General features: G+C 48.1%; 13 protein-coding genes. 8 read left to right on the top strand and 5 right to left on the bottom strand.

The genetic code is table 11. From position 1 onward, the window contains the following. Positions 1 to 49: 49 nt before the first annotated feature. A complete protein-coding gene (rsmB, locus tag ACP7AK_RS12830; protein ID WP_425880051.1) occupies positions 50 to 1357 on the bottom strand; it encodes a 16S rRNA (cytosine(967)-C(5))-methyltransferase RsmB in 1308 nt (435 codons plus the stop codon). Continuing rightward, positions 1354 to 2316, bottom strand: coding sequence for a methionyl-tRNA formyltransferase (gene fmt / locus ACP7AK_RS12825; RefSeq protein ID WP_425880050.1), 963 nt, complete (start codon positions 2314 to 2316; stop codon positions 1354 to 1356). The genes rsmB and fmt overlap by 4 nt, the downstream gene beginning before the upstream one ends. Before the next feature lie 408 nt (positions 2317 to 2724). Between fmt and ilvD (ACP7AK_RS12820) the strand changes: the two genes are divergently transcribed. The 4 genes from ilvD (ACP7AK_RS12820) (at position 2725) to ACP7AK_RS12805 (ending at position 8355) form a co-directional block, all read left to right on the top strand. Next, entirely contained in the window at positions 2725 to 4554 is a 1830-nt protein-coding gene (ilvD, locus tag ACP7AK_RS12820; RefSeq protein ID WP_312585669.1) for a dihydroxy-acid dehydratase, read from the top strand. 373 nt (positions 4555 to 4927) lie between these two features. Then, a complete protein-coding gene (gene ilvD / locus ACP7AK_RS12815) occupies positions 4928 to 6613 on the top strand; it encodes a dihydroxy-acid dehydratase (protein ID WP_425880049.1) in 1686 nt (561 codons plus the stop codon). Positions 6614 to 6764: 151 nt separating this feature from the next. Continuing rightward, a complete protein-coding gene (locus ACP7AK_RS12810; RefSeq protein ID WP_314100355.1) occupies positions 6765 to 8087 on the top strand; it encodes a hypothetical protein in 1323 nt (440 codons plus the stop codon). Further along, entirely contained in the window at positions 8068 to 8355 is a 288-nt protein-coding gene (locus ACP7AK_RS12805; protein WP_005094791.1) for a chorismate mutase, read from the top strand. Before ACP7AK_RS12810 ends, ACP7AK_RS12805 begins: the two co-directional genes overlap by 20 nt. 121 nt (positions 8356 to 8476) lie before the next feature. Here ACP7AK_RS12805 and ACP7AK_RS12800 read toward each other — a convergent pair whose 3' ends face one another. The 3 genes from ACP7AK_RS12800 to ACP7AK_RS12790 all read right to left on the bottom strand — a co-directional run bounded on the left by ACP7AK_RS12800 (position 8477) and on the right by ACP7AK_RS12790 (position 13526). Then, a complete protein-coding gene (locus ACP7AK_RS12800) occupies positions 8477 to 9772 on the bottom strand; it encodes a solute carrier family 23 protein (protein ID WP_425880048.1) in 1296 nt (431 codons plus the stop codon). A gap of 296 nt (positions 9773 to 10068) precedes the next feature. After that, positions 10069 to 12753 (bottom strand): phosphoenolpyruvate carboxylase, encoded by a 2685-nt coding sequence (ppc, locus tag ACP7AK_RS12795; protein ID WP_425880047.1) that lies wholly within the window; start codon positions 12751 to 12753, stop codon positions 10069 to 10071. A 149-nt stretch (positions 12754 to 12902) separates the two neighbouring features. Continuing rightward, positions 12903 to 13526 (bottom strand): TetR/AcrR family transcriptional regulator, encoded by a 624-nt coding sequence (locus ACP7AK_RS12790; RefSeq protein WP_409666686.1) that lies wholly within the window; start codon positions 13524 to 13526, stop codon positions 12903 to 12905. 148 nt (positions 13527 to 13674) lie between these two features. Between ACP7AK_RS12790 and ACP7AK_RS12785 the strand changes: the two genes are divergently transcribed. The 4 genes from ACP7AK_RS12785 (at position 13675) to dnaJ (ending at position 19650) form a co-directional block, all read left to right on the top strand. Continuing rightward, the gene (locus tag ACP7AK_RS12785) at positions 13675 to 14778 is read left to right on the top strand and encodes an efflux RND transporter periplasmic adaptor subunit (RefSeq protein WP_416706012.1); all 1104 of its coding nucleotides are present in this window, start codon (positions 13675 to 13677) and stop codon (positions 14776 to 14778) included. Between the two features lie 2 nt (positions 14779 to 14780). Continuing rightward, the gene (locus tag ACP7AK_RS12780) at positions 14781 to 17918 is read left to right on the top strand and encodes an efflux RND transporter permease subunit (RefSeq protein WP_425880046.1); all 3138 of its coding nucleotides are present in this window, start codon (positions 14781 to 14783) and stop codon (positions 17916 to 17918) included. 131 nt (positions 17919 to 18049) lie between these two features. Further along, complete coding sequence (locus tag ACP7AK_RS12775; RefSeq protein ID WP_005249514.1) at positions 18050 to 18427, top strand: hypothetical protein; 378 nt, start codon at positions 18050 to 18052, stop codon at positions 18425 to 18427. A gap of 104 nt (positions 18428 to 18531) precedes the next feature. Beyond that, a complete protein-coding gene (gene dnaJ, locus ACP7AK_RS12770) occupies positions 18532 to 19650 on the top strand; it encodes a molecular chaperone DnaJ (RefSeq protein WP_005104999.1) in 1119 nt (372 codons plus the stop codon). Positions 19651 to 19712: the final 62 nt, after the last annotated feature.

Here is a 19712-nt window from a genome sequence, read left to right as displayed (position 1 = left end):
GCGCCATAAAAAAGGCAGCTTAGGCTGCCTTTCATTTTAAACACATGACTTATGCAGTTTTTTCTATACGGCAATAGAAAAAGCCGTCGCCTTGATCTGCTTTCGGCAACAACTGACGACCATGAATCTGCTCGATGCCCCAATCGGCTTCGATCTTGATTTCTTTGGCATCGGCATGTTGAGCAAAGAATTCGACCATCTGCTGTTCGTTTTCGGCTTTCAAAATTGAACAGGTGATGTACAGCAAAGTACCACCGACTTTCAGTTGCTGCCACATATTTTCCAGAATCTGCTTTTGCAGCTGTACCGTTTGCGGAATATCTGTGGAATGACGCAGTAAGCGGATATCCGGATGACGACGGATCACACCAATTGCGGAACATGGTGCATCCAGTACGATACAGTCGACCGGCTCCGGAGCTGTCCAGGTGATCGCATCAGCCGCGATAATTTCAACATCGGCATATTCAGTTAACAGTAAGCGTTCCAGATTTTCTGCCACACGGACTAAACGTTTGGCATCCTGGTCAATCGCATACAGCTTTTTCGGGCTATATTTTTCCAGGATGTGCGCGGTCTTACCACCCGGTGCAGCGCAGGCATCTACCACGACTTTGCCTTCAAGGTCAGGAACTAAAGTCACGCAAAGTTGGGCATGTTCATCCTGAACCGAGAAGCCACCAGCTTCATAGCCCGGCAGGTTCGGAATATGGACATTCTGTTCCAGAACGATGCCAACTTCAGAAAGAGTACAGGCACGTGCTTCATAGCCTTCTTCTTCCAGAATTTCCAGATATTCATCACGGCTGACCTGATTGACATTGACGCGCAAGGTGAGCGGTGCAATCTGTTTCAAGTCATGTGACAGTTCGGCAAGCTGTTCCGGCCAGTCTTTCTTTAAACGCTTGTAAAGCCAGCTTGGCAGGCCATGCGCCTGATTTAAAGCCAGATCAAATTCTTCTGTTTCACGTGAAACACGACGCAGAACGGCATTCACCAGACCGCTTAAAGGTTCAAAGCCCAGCTGTTTGGCAGCAGTCACGGTTTCTGAAATTGCAGCATGTGCCGGAATACGGGTACATAGAATCTGGTACAAACCCAAATATAAGCAGCTTTCTAGAGCCTGATTATCGAGAGGTTTGGTTAATAGCGGCAGGGTGATGGCTTTCAGGCCATGCCACTGACGTAAACAGCCTAGAGTTAACTCGTGATACAGACCACGGTCACGCTCAGACACAATGTTGATATGTTGATTGAGTACAGAAGCAAGTGATTGGCCATTTTGTACAGCCAATAGGGTTTTTACAACTTGCGCGCGCAAATTCAAATTTTTAGCTGATGATTGAATTTGGCTCATGCGAATTTATATCCTACCGATAGTTTTTGAGTTTGATTAATTTGAACAGCATTCAGGGCTTTGCCGCCTGGCCATTGCAGATTGGTGATACAGATGGCATTTTGATCGCCACACATTACATGCACGCCGTCTTTATCCAGAGCAATTACTTCACCAGGCAGGGCATTGCTTGTCTTTTGCGTAGAAAGCGAGGAATTCCAGATGCGTAAATTGTTGCTGTCATCCAGTGGGGTAAATGCCACTGGCCATGGATTAAAAGCACGAATATTACGGTCAATGGCTGCTGCAGGCTGGGTCCAGTCAATTTGTGCTTCAGCTTTTGATAGTTTATGCGCGTAAACCGTCAGGCTTTCATCCTGGACTTCGCGAATCTCAAGATAGTGCTGTAAGGTCTGTTCCGATTCAAGCACGGCCACAATCGCCTCAGCACCTTGCAGCGCCAGTTTGTCATGCAGGCTGGCAGAAGTATCCTCGGCAGTAATCGGACATCGTGTTTTATACATCATATCCCCGGTATCCAGACCGGCCGCCATTTTCATAATGGTCACACCCGTTTCGGTATCGCCGGTAGCAATCGCGCGCTGAATCGGGGCTGCACCGCGCCAGCGTGGCAACAGCGAACCGTGTATATTCAGGCAACCATATTTTGGCGTATCCAGAACCACTTGTGGCAGGATCAGGCCATAAGCTGCCACCACCATCACATCTGCATTTAAGGCTTTAAGTTCCGCTTGCGCCGCCAGACCTTCTTCAGTCGATGACTTGAAATGTAAAGGCTGATAGACCGAAAGATGATGTTCAAGCGCTAACTGCTTCACCGCAGATGCCGTGAGCTTTTGTCCACGTCCGGCCTTGCGGTCCGGTTGAGTATAGACCGCCACAATTTCATGTTCGGTTCTAAGCAACGCAGCCAATGCAGTCGCTGCAAATTCTGGTGTGCCTGCAAATATGATCTTCACACATGAAATTCCAAATAAACTTAAAAGCTATTATAAGCCAAAAGCCAAATTTCAGCCTAATCCTTACCAAAACTTATCCGAGAAGCTTGGTGAGTACTTGAATTTCGGTGGAATTTTTATATAAAAAAAACTCATGCAAATTGTAAAAATTATTCATGAAAGTTTTGTATTGTCCTGATGATGATGGCGGTATAGTAGATTTCATTAAGAAATTTTTATCGTCAGATCATCCAAACCTCTCTATAGACATTTTTGCCTGCATCTACACCCAAAAGGCCATCTTGTAAATCAAGGGCTTGTAGTATGATAGGTTTAAAATTCAACTGATTTAAGCTCCTTGTCAGTATGATTTAGCCAGAGTGGATCTGCCCGATTCATTGCAAGCTCAAACTTTGTTGGAAATATAAAATGCCTGACTATCGTTCAAAAACATCGACACACGGAAGAAATATGGCTGGCGCACGCGGTTTATGGCGTGCCACCGGCATGAAAGATGAAGATTTCGGTAAGCCGATTATTGCGGTGGTGAACTCGTTCACCCAGTTTGTACCGGGTCACGTTCATTTGAAAGACTTAGGTCAGCTGGTGGCACGTCAAATTGAAGCGTCAGGCGGCGTGGCCAAAGAATTCAATACTATTGCTGTCGATGATGGCATCGCGATGGGTCATGACGGCATGCTATATTCATTGCCTTCACGGGATCTGATTGCAGACTCGGTCGAGTACATGGTCAATGCGCATTGTGCCGATGCGATGGTGTGTATCTCGAACTGTGACAAGATCACCCCGGGGATGTTAATGGCTTCAATGCGTCTGAACATTCCGGTGGTATTTGTCTCTGGCGGTCCAATGGAAGCGGGCAAGGTCAAAATCCGTGGCAATGAAAAAGCCATCGACCTGGTTGATGCCATGATTGTTGCAGCAGATGACAGCTTCACTGATGAAGAAGTCGCTGAATATGAGCGTTCAGCTTGCCCAACCTGTGGTTCATGTTCAGGCATGTTCACTGCAAACTCGATGAACTGTTTGACTGAAGCACTTGGTTTATCGCTTCCGGGCAATGGTTCAACACTGGCAACCCATGCCAACCGTAAAAAATTATTTGAAAAAGCCGGCCAACTGATTGTTGAATTGGCGAAACGTCATTATGAACAGGAAGATTACAGCATCTTGCCACGTTCAATCGCAACCAAAGCAGCGTTTGAAAATGCCATGACGCTGGATATTTCCATGGGTGGTTCAACCAATACGGTTCTGCATCTGTTGGCAGCAGCACACGAAGCTGAAGTCGATTTCACCATGACCGACATCGACCGTTTGTCGCGTAATGTGCCGGTACTATGTAAAGTTGCGCCGGCGAAGCAAGACGTCCATATGGAAGATGTACACCGTGCCGGTGGCATCATGTCGATTCTGGGCGAACTGGATCGTGCGGGCTTGCTGGACACTTCTGTTCCAACCGTCCATGAAAAAACACTGAAAGATGCCTTGGATAAATGGGACATCATCCGTACTGAAGATGAAGACGTGTATCAATTCTTCAAATCTGCACCGGGCGGTGTACCAACGCAGACGGCATTCTCGCAAGACCGTTATTATGCACGCTTAGATGGCGACCGTGACAATGGCGTGATCCGTAATGCAGCCAATGCTTTCTCGCAAGATGGTGGTCTGGCGGTACTTTACGGCAACATCGCGCTAGAAGGCTGTATCGTAAAAACAGCGGGTGTGGATGATTCAATCCTAAAATTCAACGGGACTGCACGTGTGTTTGAAAGTCAGGATGCTGCGGTTGAAGCCATTCTTGGCGGCAAAATCACTGCGGGTGATGTCGTCGTGATTCGCTACGAAGGTCCACGTGGTGGTCCGGGTATGCAGGAAATGTTGTATCCAACCAGTTACTTAAAATCAAAAGGTTTGGGTAAAGACTGTGCACTTTTAACAGATGGCCGTTTCTCTGGTGGTTCTTCAGGCCTTTCAATTGGTCACGTATCTCCTGAAGCAGCGGAAGGTGGTGCGATTGGTCTGGTGGAAGATGGTGACCGTATCGAAATTGATATTCCAAATCGTACGATTCACCTGGCAGTGGATGATGCCACCATGGCAGCGCGCCGTGAAGCACAAGAAGCCAAAGGCTGGCAGCCTGCAGAACAGCGTCCGCGTAAAGTGTCTAAAGCACTGAAAGCGTATGCGATGCATACCACCAGTGCCTCGAAAGGTGCGGTACGTGATATCTAATTTGTAATTTTACAGATTTTAAAAGCACTCCAGACGGGGGTGCTTTTTTATTAATTGTTGAAAATAGCACGGTCGCATTTTACTTTGTGATTTTGCAATAATATTGCGTAGACAATGTTTTACTTTTGACAGCGCAAAAGTAACAAAACGCCTTTGTTTTCCTGATGCAGCATCCTTGCTGCACAGGAAAACAGCGACATCCATGTCGCTTCATCATGTGATCTGATTTGGGTAGAAAAATAATAAATGGATTAATGGGATTCGCAGAGTACAGAGTGTTGCTTTCATGTGTAGTCTGCTTTCTATACAATGACCTTAAAATAAATTGTCCAAGACCGAAGCTTAAAATTGGTCATCGCCCAGGAAGAGAATAATGAGTAAAGATAATATCCGCGAGCATTCAGCCCCGGTTTATGAAGGCATTGAAAATGCACCGGCGCGTTCCATGATGCGTGCTACCGGTTTTAAAGATGTTGATTTTGAACGGCCATTTATTGGCATTGCCTCGACCTGGGCCAATGTCACGCCTTGTAATATGCATATTGATGGTCTGGCCAGAACTGTAGAGCAGGGCGTGAGTGCTGCGGGCGGCAAAGGTATTATCTTCAATACCATTACCATTTCTGACGGAATTTCCAACGGTACGGAAGGCATGAAATATTCACTGCTATCACGGGAAGTGATCGCAGACTCCATTGAAACGGTCGTGGGCTGCCAGGCTTATGATGGGGTCATCGCGATTGGTGGTTGTGATAAAAACATGCCGGGCTGCATCATGGGGTTGGCGCGCTTAAACCGTCCGGGGCTGTTTATTTATGGCGGCACTATTAAACCGGGCGAAGGCCATACCGACATGATTTCGGTATTTGAAGCAGTCGGTCAATATGCCAAAGGTGAAATTAACGCGATTCAAGTCAAGCATATTGAAGAAGTATCCTTGCCGGGTCCGGGCTCTTGTGGCGGCATGTATACGGCCAACTCGATGGCCTCTGCAATTGAAGCACTCGGTATGAGCTTGCCGGGCTCCTCGGCACAGGAAGCGATTTCGGATGACAAGCAAATCGACTGTGCCCGTGCCGGTGAAGCAGTCATGAATCTGTTACGACTGGATATCAAGCCACGTGACATCATGACCAAGGCTGCTTTTGAAAATTCGATCAAGGTCTTGATTGCGCTGGGTGGTTCGACCAATGGCGTGTTGCATCTGCTAGCCATGGCGCATACCGCAGGGGTTGAATTGAGTCTGGATGACTTTGTCCGAATTGGCAAAGATATTCCGGTGGTGGCCGATGTGCGTCCATCCGGGAAATATTTAATGTCAGAACTGATTGCGATTGGTGGGATTCAACCACTGATGAAGCGCATGCTGGATGCCGGCATGCTGGATGGGTCCTGTTTAACGGTCACAGGTAAGACGCTGGCAGAAAACCTGGCCGATGTGCAGGACTATCCGGAAGGTCAGCAGATTATTCTGCCTTTTGATGCGCCCGTGAAAAAAGATTCCCATCTGGTGATTTTAAAAGGCAATTTGTCGCCGAAGGGCGCTGTGGCCAAGATTACCGGTAAGGAAGGTCTGCATTTTGCTGGCCCGGCACGGGTCTTTGAAGGCGAGCAGGGTGCCATGCGCGGGATTCTGGATGGCGAAGTCCAGCCGGGTGAAGTGGTGGTGATTCGTGGCGTCGGCCCTAAAGGTGGTCCGGGCATGCCGGAAATGCTGAAACCGACTTCTGCGATTATTGGTAAAGGTCTGGGCGCTTCGGTGGCTTTAATTACTGACGGACGCTTCTCTGGCGGCAGTCATGGTTTCGTGATTGGTCATGTGACGCCAGAAGCTTATGAGGGCGGCCCGATTGGTCTGGTGCAAAATGGTGATCAGATTTCGATTAATGCCGAAACTCGGGAAATGACCTGGCATGTCGCGGAAGAAGAAATTGCTGCACGTCAAGCGGCCTGGACCAAACCTCAGCCAAACTATACCCACGGTGCGCTGGCTAAATTCGCCAAACTGACTTCAGGTGCAGAAACCGGGGCGGTCACTGACCTGAATCTTGACCTCTAATCCATTGTTAAACATTGAACATTTGCTTATGACTTGATATAAGTTTTTACAGCATGCAGGGCTTTGGCTTCTGCGATCTTAAAAATAGATTATTCTGCGCAGCTTCTCATATGTTGAGCTGCGCACCGTCATTGTTGTCGAGGCCGATCTCATGTCCCTGTTACGCCGTTGGTTTGATCCAATCCGATCGAGTTGGTTTTACCAAAAACCGACCCGTCAAACGGTGTTATCTATTCAAGATGGGCTGAGTATTCATTTAAGGCTGGATGATGTGTACAGTTATCTGGCGGTACAGCAGTTGCCCCAGCTCGAAGAAATTTTAAGTCCAGAACTCAAGCCGCTGAAAGTCATCATTTCCAGTGAGCATGCCGAAGCGCCGAACCAGATGTCTTTTGATGAATGGCAGCACTACACGATTAATGATGCGAAAATCTTGTCGAAACAGCATCGTTTCAGTTTTCATGATACGCCAGAATTACCGACCGCTGAGGCCTTAAAACAGGCCGAACTGATTTTGCGGCATACACCGCTGCGTGGACAGGATTTCCTGTATTTGCTGGAAGATGTCTTCCATATGCTCTGGCAAAAACAGACCGGAAAATTACGAACTCTTTATGCCATGGCCAGTCGCCATCATCAGCCACAGGATTTTCCTGAACGTATTTTTGACCAGACTCCGATTCTGGCCAGCTATTTTAATTTAGGCGGTCGCCAGTATCAGGCGGTCGATGACCTGTTGCGTCTGACCCGGCGTCTGGAGCAGCAAAAACTGCTGACCGGTAATCCGATTTTTATGATCGATCACATTGAATGGCGTGAGCATCTGATCAGTGATGCCGAAGAGCTGAACGAGATCCAGTCGATGGATCCGGAACTGGACTTGTATATCGCGCTGGAAGACCCGATTTCCTGGCTGCTGCTGGCTTATATCAAGGAAGAACTGGCGGATTATTATAATATCCAGCTAAATGTCTATCCCTTGTCCTATCGCGGTCGGGATGATTTTGACTGGAGTCTGGCCACACGGTTATCCAAACGGACAGAAGTAGAATTTACCCCGTTCTGCCGGCCGACCGAGCAGGCGATTGCGCCAATGGCACAATTATTTTATAGCTGTCCCGAGGAGCAGCGGATCGAGGCGATGTACCAGATCTTGCAGGCCGTCTGGACCCGTGGTGAAGACCTGTCTTATGCACCCCATTTCAAACGTTTGCAGCAACAGTTAAATATTGTCGATCTGACCCAGGACGATATTCTGGCCAAGCTGCAGGACAATGATATGCTCTGTGAAATGAAGTCGCAGCCGAATTTTCCGGTACTGGAACTGCGCATAGATGATCAAAGTTATACATTTAATAGCCTATATCGGGTCTGGATGATTGAAAGTATTTTCAGTAATGTGTTAGAAGAAAAGTATAAGAGTAATAATCAAACTGAAAGTGAACTGAAAAAACATGGAAAAGATCAAAGCTGAATCACTAGAACATGCACGTCAACAGATCGATGCCATTGATACAGCTTTAGTTGAGCTGATCGCTGCGCGTCAATTTTATGTTGATCAAACCACCCGTTTCAAAAAAACCGAAACCGATTTACAGTCACCAGAACGTATGGAACAGATTGTAGAAAATGTCAGAGCTCTGGCGCAAAAACAAGGTGTCGATCAGGAGTTTATTGAACATCTATACCGTGAAATGTTCCAATACTTTATTCAACGTGAACTGAAAGAGTTTCGTCCTTAAACAGACACGTGCTTTAATAGAAGCCTTGCGGGGCTTCTTTTCATTTCTTTAATCGCAAAGTTGAAAAATATAAAGATAAAAAAAGCAGCCATTCGGCTGCTCAATACTTTTATTTCGAGTTTTATTTTTTATCGCCCAGGCTAAAGAACCAGTTCAGGATCAGTGCAGCAAACGTTGCCGTACCAATACCACCCAGATTGAAGCTGCCAAAAGTCAGGGCAAAATCACCCGTACCTAAAATAATGGTCACCGCAGCCACCATCAGGTTCTTGTTCTGCGAGAAATCGACCTTGTTCTCAATCCAGATTTTGGCACCAGCAATGGTAATCAAACCAAAGACTACAATCGAAGCACCGGTCAGAATCGCTGTCGGAATCGTGTGAATAATCGCACCAAACTTAGGCGATAAACCCAGGAACACAGCAAAGACACCCGCGACTGCAAAGATGATGGTCGAGTAAACCCGTGTCACGGCCATCACACCAATGTTTTCACCATAGGTAGTCATACCCGGCGCACCTACACCACCGGCTAAAGTGGTTGCAACACCATCTGCCACAAAGGCTTTACCAATATGCGGATCGAGGTTTTCACCGGTCATCGCGCCTACGGCTTTAATATGGCCCAGATTTTCAGCCACCAGAATCAAGGCAATCGGTGCAATGATCAACATGGCATTCAATTCAAAGGTCGGCGCGTGGAAAGTCGGTAAACCGAACCAGGCTGCTTGCTGAATAGGAAGGAAGTTGATCGCAGTGCCATAACCCATGACATTACTGAGTACGAAGTAAATCAGATAAGCCAATAACAGGCCAACCAATAACAGCAGGCGCTGTAATAAGCCACGGGTGAATACGGCAATTGAACCCATGCACAACACAGTGACCAGAGACATCCACATATTGAAGGTATTGCCCATCACACTTTTCACTGTGACTGGAGCAAGGTTCAGGCCAATGATCATCACCACGGCACCGGTCACTACCGGTGGCATCAGCTTTTCAATCCAGCGGGTGCCCGTCGCCATGACCAGAAAGCCCATGAGTGCATAGAAGATGCCACATGCGATAATCCCGCCTGCTGCAACGCCAATATTTGGATTCAGTCCGCCACCACCCGCATAACCTGTTGCTGCGATGACCACACCAATAAAGGCAAAGCTTGAACCTAGATAACTTGGAACCCGGCCACCGGTGATTAAAAAGAACAGAATAGTACAGATCCCTGACATTAGAATCGCCAGGTTAGGATCAAAGCCCATTAAAAAAGGTGCCAGTACAGTCGCGCCAAACATGGCAAAAGCATGTTGTACACCCAAAATGACCGTTTGTGCGGGTGGCAAATACTCTGCGGTACCTACTGGTCGTGCATCGATACTACCCTCATAAGGGCGCCATTTGGGAAACCAACTGGACATAAAATGAGCACTCAAAAGATAAATTGTGCACATCATACTCTTGTTCTTTAGAAGATTTAATCACTTAAACAAAATTTTTGTTCAAATTAATTCTATGACTTTATTTAAGATTTTACCGGGCGGTAAAAGAATACTGGGTTAAAAGTAAAGTGAAATCAGTAGATTAATTTCTTATTATGAATAGGGGTATCTATAAATAAATCTGATTTACTATATAAAATAAAATATTTCCTGGCTATTGACTGGTCAATAAAAAAGCACATCACCAGGATGTGCTTTCAAATGGGCATTTTTGCTTAGCCAGTATTACGCAGACCGGCCGCAATCCCGGCAATACTGACCATCAGCGCATGATCCACCGGGGTGTTTTCGGCCTGTTGCTGTTGCAGATATAAACGGCGACGTTTCATCAGTTCAGCTTGCAGCAAGTGCAAGGGTAGCAGATACGGCTTACGCACCTTCATAGACTGATCCAGTACGCCGTTACTGCTGAGCAGTTTCGACTCGCCTTTCAAGCTTAACAAGGTTTGTACAGCATCTTGCAAACGCTGGCGTAACTCTGTTCCCAGAATTTTCATATCTTCATCCTGAGTCAGATGCGATTCATAATACAGTGCCACATGGGCATCGGCTTTAGACAATACCATTTCCAGCATATCAATCAGGGTCTGGAAATATGGCCACTCGGCCAGCATCTCATCGAGTACTGTACGTTGTCCCTGATCCAGGACTTCATTCAGTGCAGCACCGGTCCCGAGCCAGGCAGGTAACATCAGGCGAATCTGGGTCCAGGCAAATACCCAAGGGATGGCACGCAAGGATTCAATGCCGCCGCTGACTTTACGTTTGGCAGGACGTGAACCCAGCGGCAGCATTTGTAGTTCAAGCTCAGGAGTAACGGTACGCAGGTATTTTACAAAATGCGGATTTTCCCGTACGGTCTGGCGATAGACCTGAACCGACAGTTCGGTCATTTGATGCATCAGGTCGCGCCATTCTTGTTTCGGCTCAGGTGGCGGCAGCAGCGTCGCTTCCAGGGTTGCAGCAGTATAAATTTCCAGATTTTGCAGCGCGATTTCTTCCAGCCCGAATTTAAAGCGGATCATTTCGCCCTGTTCAGTCACCCGGATTGCACCGGAAATAGAGCCCGGTGGCTGAGAGAACAAGGCTTGCTGGGTTGGCGCACCACCACGGCTGATCGAACCGCCACGACCATGAAACAGGGTCAATTGCACGCCATGTTGCTGGGCAACTGCGGTCAGTTCTTCCTGGGCACGATACTGTGCCCAGTTGGCCGACATAAAACCGGCATCTTTGGCAGAATCCGAATAGCCAATCATGACCTCATGTTTGCCCTGAATATGCTGTTTATACCAGTGCATATTGAACAGGGTCGACATGGTTGCGGCTGCACCATCCAGATCTTTTAATGTTTCAAACAGGGGAACCACCCGTAACGCCTGTTCAATCCCGGCTTCTTTTTGTAAAAGCAGTACCGCCAAGACATCACTTGGATATTCTGCCATGGAAATAATATAGGCACCCAGAGACTCGCTCGGCTGTTCGGCCAGTGTGCGCATGGTGGCAAAGACTTCCTGTACATCCGGATGTTCAATCAGGCTGCCGGCCGGTTCATTCAGATGTTTCGGCAGTAACGGACGTTTGCTTTGCAATTCCTGCAATAAAAAGTTTTGACGGGCCTGTTCGGTCCAGGTTTCAAAATTCCCCAGTCCTAAATATTCAGTAATGGCTGAAATCGCCTGGCGGTGACGGCCGGATTCCTGGCGGATATCTAGTTTTAGCAGTTCGATCCCAAAACTGTTGACCCGGTAAATAAAGTCCAGCAGGCTGCCATTGGCAATTTCAGCCAGATTGCAGTCCATCAGCGAGCGGTAACAGGTCAGGAGCGGTTGTAAAAGTTCGTCTTTACTTTTAATCACCAGACTGTCATCGGCATCATTGCCTTTTAATTTTTCTGCCAGCCAGTGCCGCGTCGCTTTCAGGCGGGTACGGGTGTCACGTAAATATTCACGATAGGGTTCAGGATGGGGCTGGCCCAAGGCTTCGGAAATTTCCGGACTACATTGCTGAATGGACAGTTCCCAGCGCAGGTTTTCAATATCACGTACATAAAGGTCGGCTGCTTTCCAGCGCGACAGCCACAGTACTTCCTGAGTGACGGTGTGGGTGACATTCGGGTTGCCATCACGGTCACCACCCATCCAGGAGGCAAAACGTACTGGCGCTACATCTAAGGGCAGGTTCTGGCCACATTGCGCTTGCACCATGCCATTTAGTTCGCGGATAAATTTCGGGACCGCATTCCACAGGGTCTGTTCAATGGTGGTAAAACCCCATTTGGCTTCATCGATCGGAGTCGGGCGATGCTGACGGATTTCATCGGTTTGCCAGGCGGAGCTGATCAGCTGTTTCAGATCGGCCAGGACTGCCTGACGTTCACGTGGCGTCAGTTTCTGCTGGTCGAATTTGGACAGGGCATTATTGATGCCATCATATTTTTGAATCAGGGTGCGGCGGCTGACTTCTGTGGGATGGGCGGTCAGGACCAGTTCAATTTTCAGTTCACAGATTTGCTGATACAGCGTATCGGCAGAAATCTCCTGCTGTTTAAATTTTTCAAATAAAGGCACCAGAGGATTGGGCGATTCTGCAGTGTCATCAAACTCGCTCTGACGGCGACGACGTACCACATGATATTGTTCGGCAATATTGGCAAAGTTTAAAAAGTGGGTAAAAGCACGGGTCAGTGGCAGGATTTCTGCATCTTCCAGACTCAAAAACAGTTGTTCCAGTTGTTTTTCTGCTTCGACCTGTCCATCGCGAGCGCCTTTGGACAGGGCACGGATCTGCTCGATCTGATTAAACAAATCCTGCCCGGCATGTAATTTTAAGGTTTCCCCAAGCAAATTACCCAGTAAGCGTACGTCTTCGCGTAGTGGTGCATCAATCTGTTGAATCATTTTTTATTCCCTCACATGCATGCTTTGACTATACCGCGACTGCATGACAATCCAAGTCCCCTAGAGACAAAAGTTGCAGAGCATTGGCTACTTTTTTAGCAACTTTTAGGCCACATACGGTGATCGGTGATCAGTCCGAAAGAAAGGAGTTAATCCGGCAGGGCATATTTCAGCATAAACAGTTCAATGGCCTCGCTAATAATCTGTTGCTGTTCTGCGCTTGAAGGGGGAGGGCTGAGACCCAGCAGGATTTTCTGATGACGGGTTCCCGTCAGCAGGGACACGATCAGCTCGGTCTGTTTTTCTGGAAGATCGACCCGAATAAAGCGGTATTGCTGGGCCAGAGCAAAGAAATCATTCCAGACTGCATCCAGTTTGCTATGCGAGGCCTGATAAAACTGTTCTGCCAGAGGACTTTGCTGCGAGGCCAGTTCCATCAGTAGCAGGTCCAGCTTGATCGCTTCTGGTAAATGAATAATATTTAAAGCGCGCTGACAGGCCTGATAAAACTCCTGCGCAAAGTCACTGCTCGGCTGCAAGAGTTGAGGATGTTCATGCAGAATGGCTTCACAGGTATCCTCAATCGCACAGCTAAACAGGGTCGCCTTATCCTGAAAATGGTTATACACCGTCAGCTTGGTTACACCTGCCTCACGTGCAATCTGGTTCATGCTGGAGGCATGATAGCCATGCGCTAAAAACAGCGCTTTGGCCACGCTGAGTATGCGCTGACGCTTTTCCAGATCCTTGGGTCGTCCTACAGGTATTTGCACAATTTCTTCCAAAAAAAGTCAACACGGTCATTGCTTTGATGATTCAGTTGTAATTAGTGTACCTGGTGGTATATTAATTAAAAAACAAGCAATTCAATATATCAGCATAGTTTGCCCTAAAAAAGATGATCAGATAAGAGCGAATAAGATGAGCAGGATTTACAGCGTATTGGCTGGCATGGTGGTGCTTTGCAGCGTGACCTTAACCGGGTGCAGCAAAGATACTGCTGCAGCAGAACAGGAAGTTCCCTTTGTCATGGTGGCCACACCCACCACTTCACAGCATGAATTAAAAAGTTATGCCGGTGATGTGCAGGCGCGCCAGCAAACGGCGCTGGCCTTTCGGGTCGCTGGACAGGTGACCCAGCGCTTCGCCGATGTGGGTGACCAGGTCAAAGTCGGGCAAGTCCTGGCAACTCTAGATGTCAAAGATGCCCAGCTGCAGCTGAATGCAGCACGTGCCCAGCTGGAAAGCGCGCAGTCTGCCACTAAGATTGCTCAGGATGAATTACAACGTTTCAAGCAGTTATTGCCATCCAATGCCGTGAGCCGCTCACAATATGACGCGATCGAAAACCAGTACAAGACCGCCCTGTCAAATCTGAAGCAGGCACAATCCAATTATGATACCGCTAAAAACCAGACTGCTTATAACCAGCTGATTGCCACCAGAAACGGCGTGATCACTGCACGCAATATAGAAACAGGACAGGTGGTGGCTGCCGGGCAGGCGGCGTATGAACTGGCGATTGCCGGTGAGCGTGAAGTGGTAATTGGCGTACCGGAACAGGCTATTTCGGAGATCAAGGTTGGACAGGCAGCTACAGTGACATTATGGTCCAAACCTGAAGAAAAATTTGCCGCTTTTGTTCGCGAGATTTCACCGGCAGCAGACCAGTCGCGGACCTTCAGGGTTAAAGTTTCCTTACGTGAAGGCAATGGCCAGATCCAGCTGGGACAAAGTGCCCGGGTATTTTTTCAGCACAGCCGCGATAATATGCTCAGTGTGCCGCTATCCAGTGTCTCGGCAACGGATCAGCAGGCTTATGTCATGGTGGTCCAGCCCGATCATACCTTACGTAAAGTCCCGGTCCAGCTCGGTGCCTATGGCCGGGACAGTGTTCCTGTACTCAGTGGGCTCAAGCCGGAAGACTATGTGGTGATTGGTGGCGTACATCTGCTGCGTAACCAGCAAAAAATCAATCCGATTGATCGTGAAAACCGTCGTGTGACCATTCAGGCAGGGAGTTAAGCATGAACTTTAACCTGTCGGAATGGGCTTTAAAAAATAAAGGTCTGGTGCTGTATTTCATGATCCTGCTCGGTCTGATCGGCATCGTCTCTTATTCCAAACTGTCACAAAGTGAAGATCCACCTTTTACCTTTAAAGTCATGGTAATCCAGACCTATTGGCCGGGTGCCAGTGCCAAAGAAATCTCCCTGCAGGTCACTGACCGGATTGAAAAGGAACTGATGACCACGGGACAGTATGAGCGCATCATGGCCTATTCGCGTCCGGGTGAATCCATGGTGACTTTTGTTGCCAAGGATTCCCTGGCTTCGAAAGATGTCGCTGATGTCTGGTATAACGTGCGCAAGAAGGTGGGCGATATCCGGCATGAATTGCCACAAGGGGTACAAGGGCCGTTCTTTAATGATGAATTCGGCGATACCTTTGGCAATATTTATGTGCTCAAGGGTAAAGATTTTGACTATGCGACCCTCAAGGAATACGCCGACCGCTTACAGCTGCAACTGCAACGGGTCAAAGATGTTGCCAAAGTTGAGCTGATTGGCCTACAAGACCAGAAAATCTGGATTGAGATTTCCAATACCAAGGCCATTCAGCTGGGCGTTCCAGTCATGGCGATTCAGCAAGCCCTGCAGCAGCAAAATGCCACCACCCAGTCCGGTTTTTTTGAAACCGGTTCAGACCGGATTCAGGTGCGAGTCAGTGGTGCATTAAACAGTGTTGAAGAATTAAGACAGATGCCGCTGCTGGTCAATGGCAAAACTATTCAGCTGGGAGATGTCGCAGAAGTCTATCGAGGCTTTAGTGATCCGGCACAGCCCCGGATGCGCTTTATGGGCGAAAACGGCATTGGTATTGCTGTATCGATGCGCAAGGGTGGGGACATCATTGCCTTGGGTAAAAATCTGGAACAGGAATTCGCCCGCCTGCAAAAAGCTCTGCCACTCGGCATGGAGCTGCAAAAAGTCTCCGATCAGCCGGTGGCAGTCAAACGCAGCATTAACGAATTTATGAAAGTGCTGGCAGAAGCGGTGGTTATCGTATTGCTGGTCAGTTTTTTCTCGCTCGGTTTCCGGACCGGTCTGGTGGTGGCTTTCTCGATTCCGCTGGTGCTGGCCATGACTTTTGCCGGTATGCAGCTGTTTGATGTCGGACTGCATAAAATTTCCCTGGGGGCCCTGATTCTGGCTCTCGGTCTTTTGGTCGATGATGCCATTATCGCCATTGAAATGATGGCGATTAAGATGGAGCAGGGTTATAGCCGTTTACAGGCGGCCGGGCATGCCTGGCGCACCACGGCTTTTCCCATGCTGACAGGCACCCTGATTACCGCTGCCGGTTTCCTGCCGATCGCCACTGCAGCATCGAGTACCGGGGAATATACCCGTTCGATTTTCCAGGTGGTGACCATTGCATTGCTGGTGTCCTGGATTGCCGCGGTACTGTTTGTGCCATATTTAGGCGATAAACTTCTGCCGGATTTCAACAAGGATTTAATTCAGAAAGCGCCGTGGTATCAGCGTCTCTGGGCACGTCTACGCAAACAGCCAGAACCTCAGCCGATTGTGCATCATGCCGGAGAACATTATGACCCTTATCAAACCCGGTTTTATCAGGGCTTTCGCCGTTGGGTCGATGCCTGTGTGACCTATCGTAAAACTGTCATTGTTGCCACGGTCGGAATTTTTATTCTGTCTATTTTAATGTTTAAGCTGGTGCCGCAGCAGTTTTTCCCACCCTCGAACCGGGCTGAAATTCTGGTGGATCTCAAACTTGAAGAAGGTGCTTCACTGAAGGCCACTGAAGCTGCAGTAAAAAAAGTAGAAGCCTTTTTATCGAAACAAGAGGGCATTGATAACTATGTGGCTTATGTCGGGATGGGTTCGCCGCGTTTCTATTTACCGCTCGATCAGCAGTTGCCGCAAACCAGTTTTGCCCAGTTTGTGGTATTGGCTTCATCGCTGGAAGACCGTAATGAAATCCGCAAATCCTTAAGTGACCAGATTCGCAGGTTATTGCCGGAAGTGCGTACCCGGGTGTCCTTGCTGGAAAATGGTCCACCTGTGGGCTATCCACTGCAGTTCCGGGTATCGGGTGAAGACTTAGGATTAGTTCGTGAATGGGCGCAGAAAGTTGCAGCCACCGTGGGAGAAAATCCAAATACCACCAATGTGCATCTGGACTGGGGCGAGCCGAGCAAAGTCATCAAATTACAGATTGATCAGGATCGTGCCCGTCAGCTTGGGGTGAGCAGCAGTGAACTGGCCAATGTACTGAATAGCTCGATTTTAGGGGCCGGCATTGATCAGTATCGGGAAAAACGTGAACTGATCGAAATCCGTTTACGTGGTGCTCAGGCTGAACGGGTGGAGGTAGCATCTTTAGCCAGTCTGGCCGTTCCAACCGCAACCGGTACATCGGTACCTTTGGCGCAGCTGGCCAAAATTGAATACAGCTTTGAAGAAGGCCTGATCTGGCATCGTAACCGCTTGCCGACCATTACTGTGCGTGCCGATATTCGTAGCAAACTGCAGCCCGCTACTGTGGTCAATGAACTCAAAGAGCCACTGGAAAAAATCCGGGCAGAGCTGCCGAATGGCTATCTGCTGCAAGTGGGCGGTACAGTTGAAGAATCGGCTCGCGGACAGAACTCGGTGAATGCCGGCATGCCTTTATTCCTCGCAGTCGTCATGACCTTGCTGATGATTCAGCTTAAGAGCATATCACGGGCCTTTATTGTATTTCTGACTGCACCTTTGGGCATTATCGGAGTAGTGTTATTCCTGTTAATTTTCAATAAACCTTTCGGTTTTGTTGCGATGCTCGGGACGATTGCCTTATCGGGAATGATCATGCGCAATTCGCTGATTCTGATTGACCAGATCGAGCAGGATATTCAGGCCGGAGAGTCGCAGTGGGATGCCATCATCAATGCCACAGTACGCCGTTGTCGTCCGATCGTATTGACCGCACTGGCTGCAGTTCTGGCGATGATTCCCTTGTCCCGCAGTATTTTCTTCGGGCCGATGGCGGTGGCGATTATGGGGGGGTTGATTGTGGCGACATTATTGACCTTGTTTTTCCTGCCTGCCCTATATGCACAGTGGTTTAAAGTGAAAAAAAGTTTAAATTCTGTTTAAATTTGTCATAATTTCAGGTGCGAAATTTGGAAATTTTCAATATAGTAGCACCTGAGATTTTTATAATTTAAAAAAATAAGTAATTGCTGCATTGGCCGAGCTGCCAATACGGTAACGAGGTTGAACCGAACATGACTCAAGATACATTAACCAAGATGCGACGTTCCGTAGCGATGGCTTATGTCTTCATGTTTTTGGCCTTATTTACCCTGTTTAGTGGACTATTGGCCTACTGGTTCGCACGTAAAGTCGCTCAAGTTGATTATGCCGAGGTCTGGTTACAGGCACAGGCGCTGTGGATCATGCGCAATATCGTGATTTATACCATTTTGGCGATCTTCGCTGCGCTGTGGTTTATTCCCCTGTTTTTCTTTGCCTGGGACAGCCAGTTATGGGTCAAAGCCTGTGTGGTGACCGGCGTGATTTTCAGCTTTATTGCTTTTATTTTCCTGATCAATGCCTGGTTTAAAGGCATCCATAAATTCTCTCAAAACAAAGCTGTGTTCTAAAGCATATAATTTTTTTCATATTTCCCCTTGTAAAACTCGGTTTGACCCCAATTTCAGACCTCAGTTGAATATTAAACAAAATTCCGTGAGGAGCATCGCCAGACATGGCTAAACGTGATTATTATGAGGTTTTGGGCGTCGCTAAAACCGCTAGTGATGATGAAATCAAAAAAGCCTACCGTAAGTTGGCGATGAAATATCATCCAGACCGTAACCCGGACAATGCTGAAGCTGAAGAGAAATTCAAAGAAGCAGCAGAAGCCTATGAAGTGCTCTCTGATGGTGAAAAGCGCAGCATGTACGACCGTATGGGCCATCAGGCCTTTGAAGGTGGTATGGGCGGCGGTGGCGGCTTCGGCGGTGGTTTCAGCGCAGAAGACATTTTTAGCCAGTTCGGTGATATTTTCGGTGGTGCTTTTGGTGGCGGCGGTGGTCGTGGCCAGCAGCGCGCACGCCGTGGTTCTGACTTACGCTATGTGATGGAACTGACCCTGGAAGAAGCGGTCAAAGGCGTCAAGAAAACCATTACCTTTACTGCACCGGCACCGTGTGATGCCTGTGATGGTAAGGGTTCAAAAAATCCAAACGATGTAGAAACCTGCCGTACCTGTCATGGTGCTGGTCAAGTGCGCATGCAGCAAGGTTTCTTCTCCGTACAGCAAACTTGTAGTACCTGTCGTGGTCAGGGCAAGATCATCAAGAACCCATGTAATAAATGTCATGGTTCAGGTGTGTCGGATCGTCAGCAAACTCTGGAAGTCACTATTCCTGCGGGTGTGGATAATGGCGACCGCGTTCGTTTGACCGGTAAGGGTGAAGCAATCCGTGATGGTCAGTCAGGTGACTTGTACGTAGAAGTGGTGGTGCGTGAGCATGAAATCTTCCAGCGTGATGGCGCTGACCTGTATATGGATGTGCCGGTATCAATTGCTGATGCAGCCTTAGGTAAGGAAGTTCAGATTCCTACGCTGGATGGCCGTGTTAGTCTGAAAATTCCTGAAGGTACGCAAACAGGTAAACTGTTCCGTTTACGTGGTAAGGGTGTTAAACCGGTACGTACCAGCATGCAAGGTGACTTGCTGTGCCGTATTGTGGTAGAAACTCCAGTCAACTTAAGTGCACGTCAACGTGAACTGTTAAAAGAACTGCAAGAAACCATGGATGGTGAAGATAGCAAATCATCACCAAAGAAAAAATCATTCTTTGATCGTTTGTTTGATTAATTGAGTGAAAGTAAAAAAGGACGCTGAGGCGTCCTTTTTTATTATGTAGATAAGATACTCTA

This window comes from Acinetobacter sp. TWP2-2-3, from assembly GCF_049896445.1.
Taxonomy (GTDB): domain Bacteria; phylum Pseudomonadota; class Gammaproteobacteria; order Pseudomonadales; family Moraxellaceae; genus Acinetobacter.
This window is presented reverse-complemented; position numbering and strand designations above follow the sequence as displayed.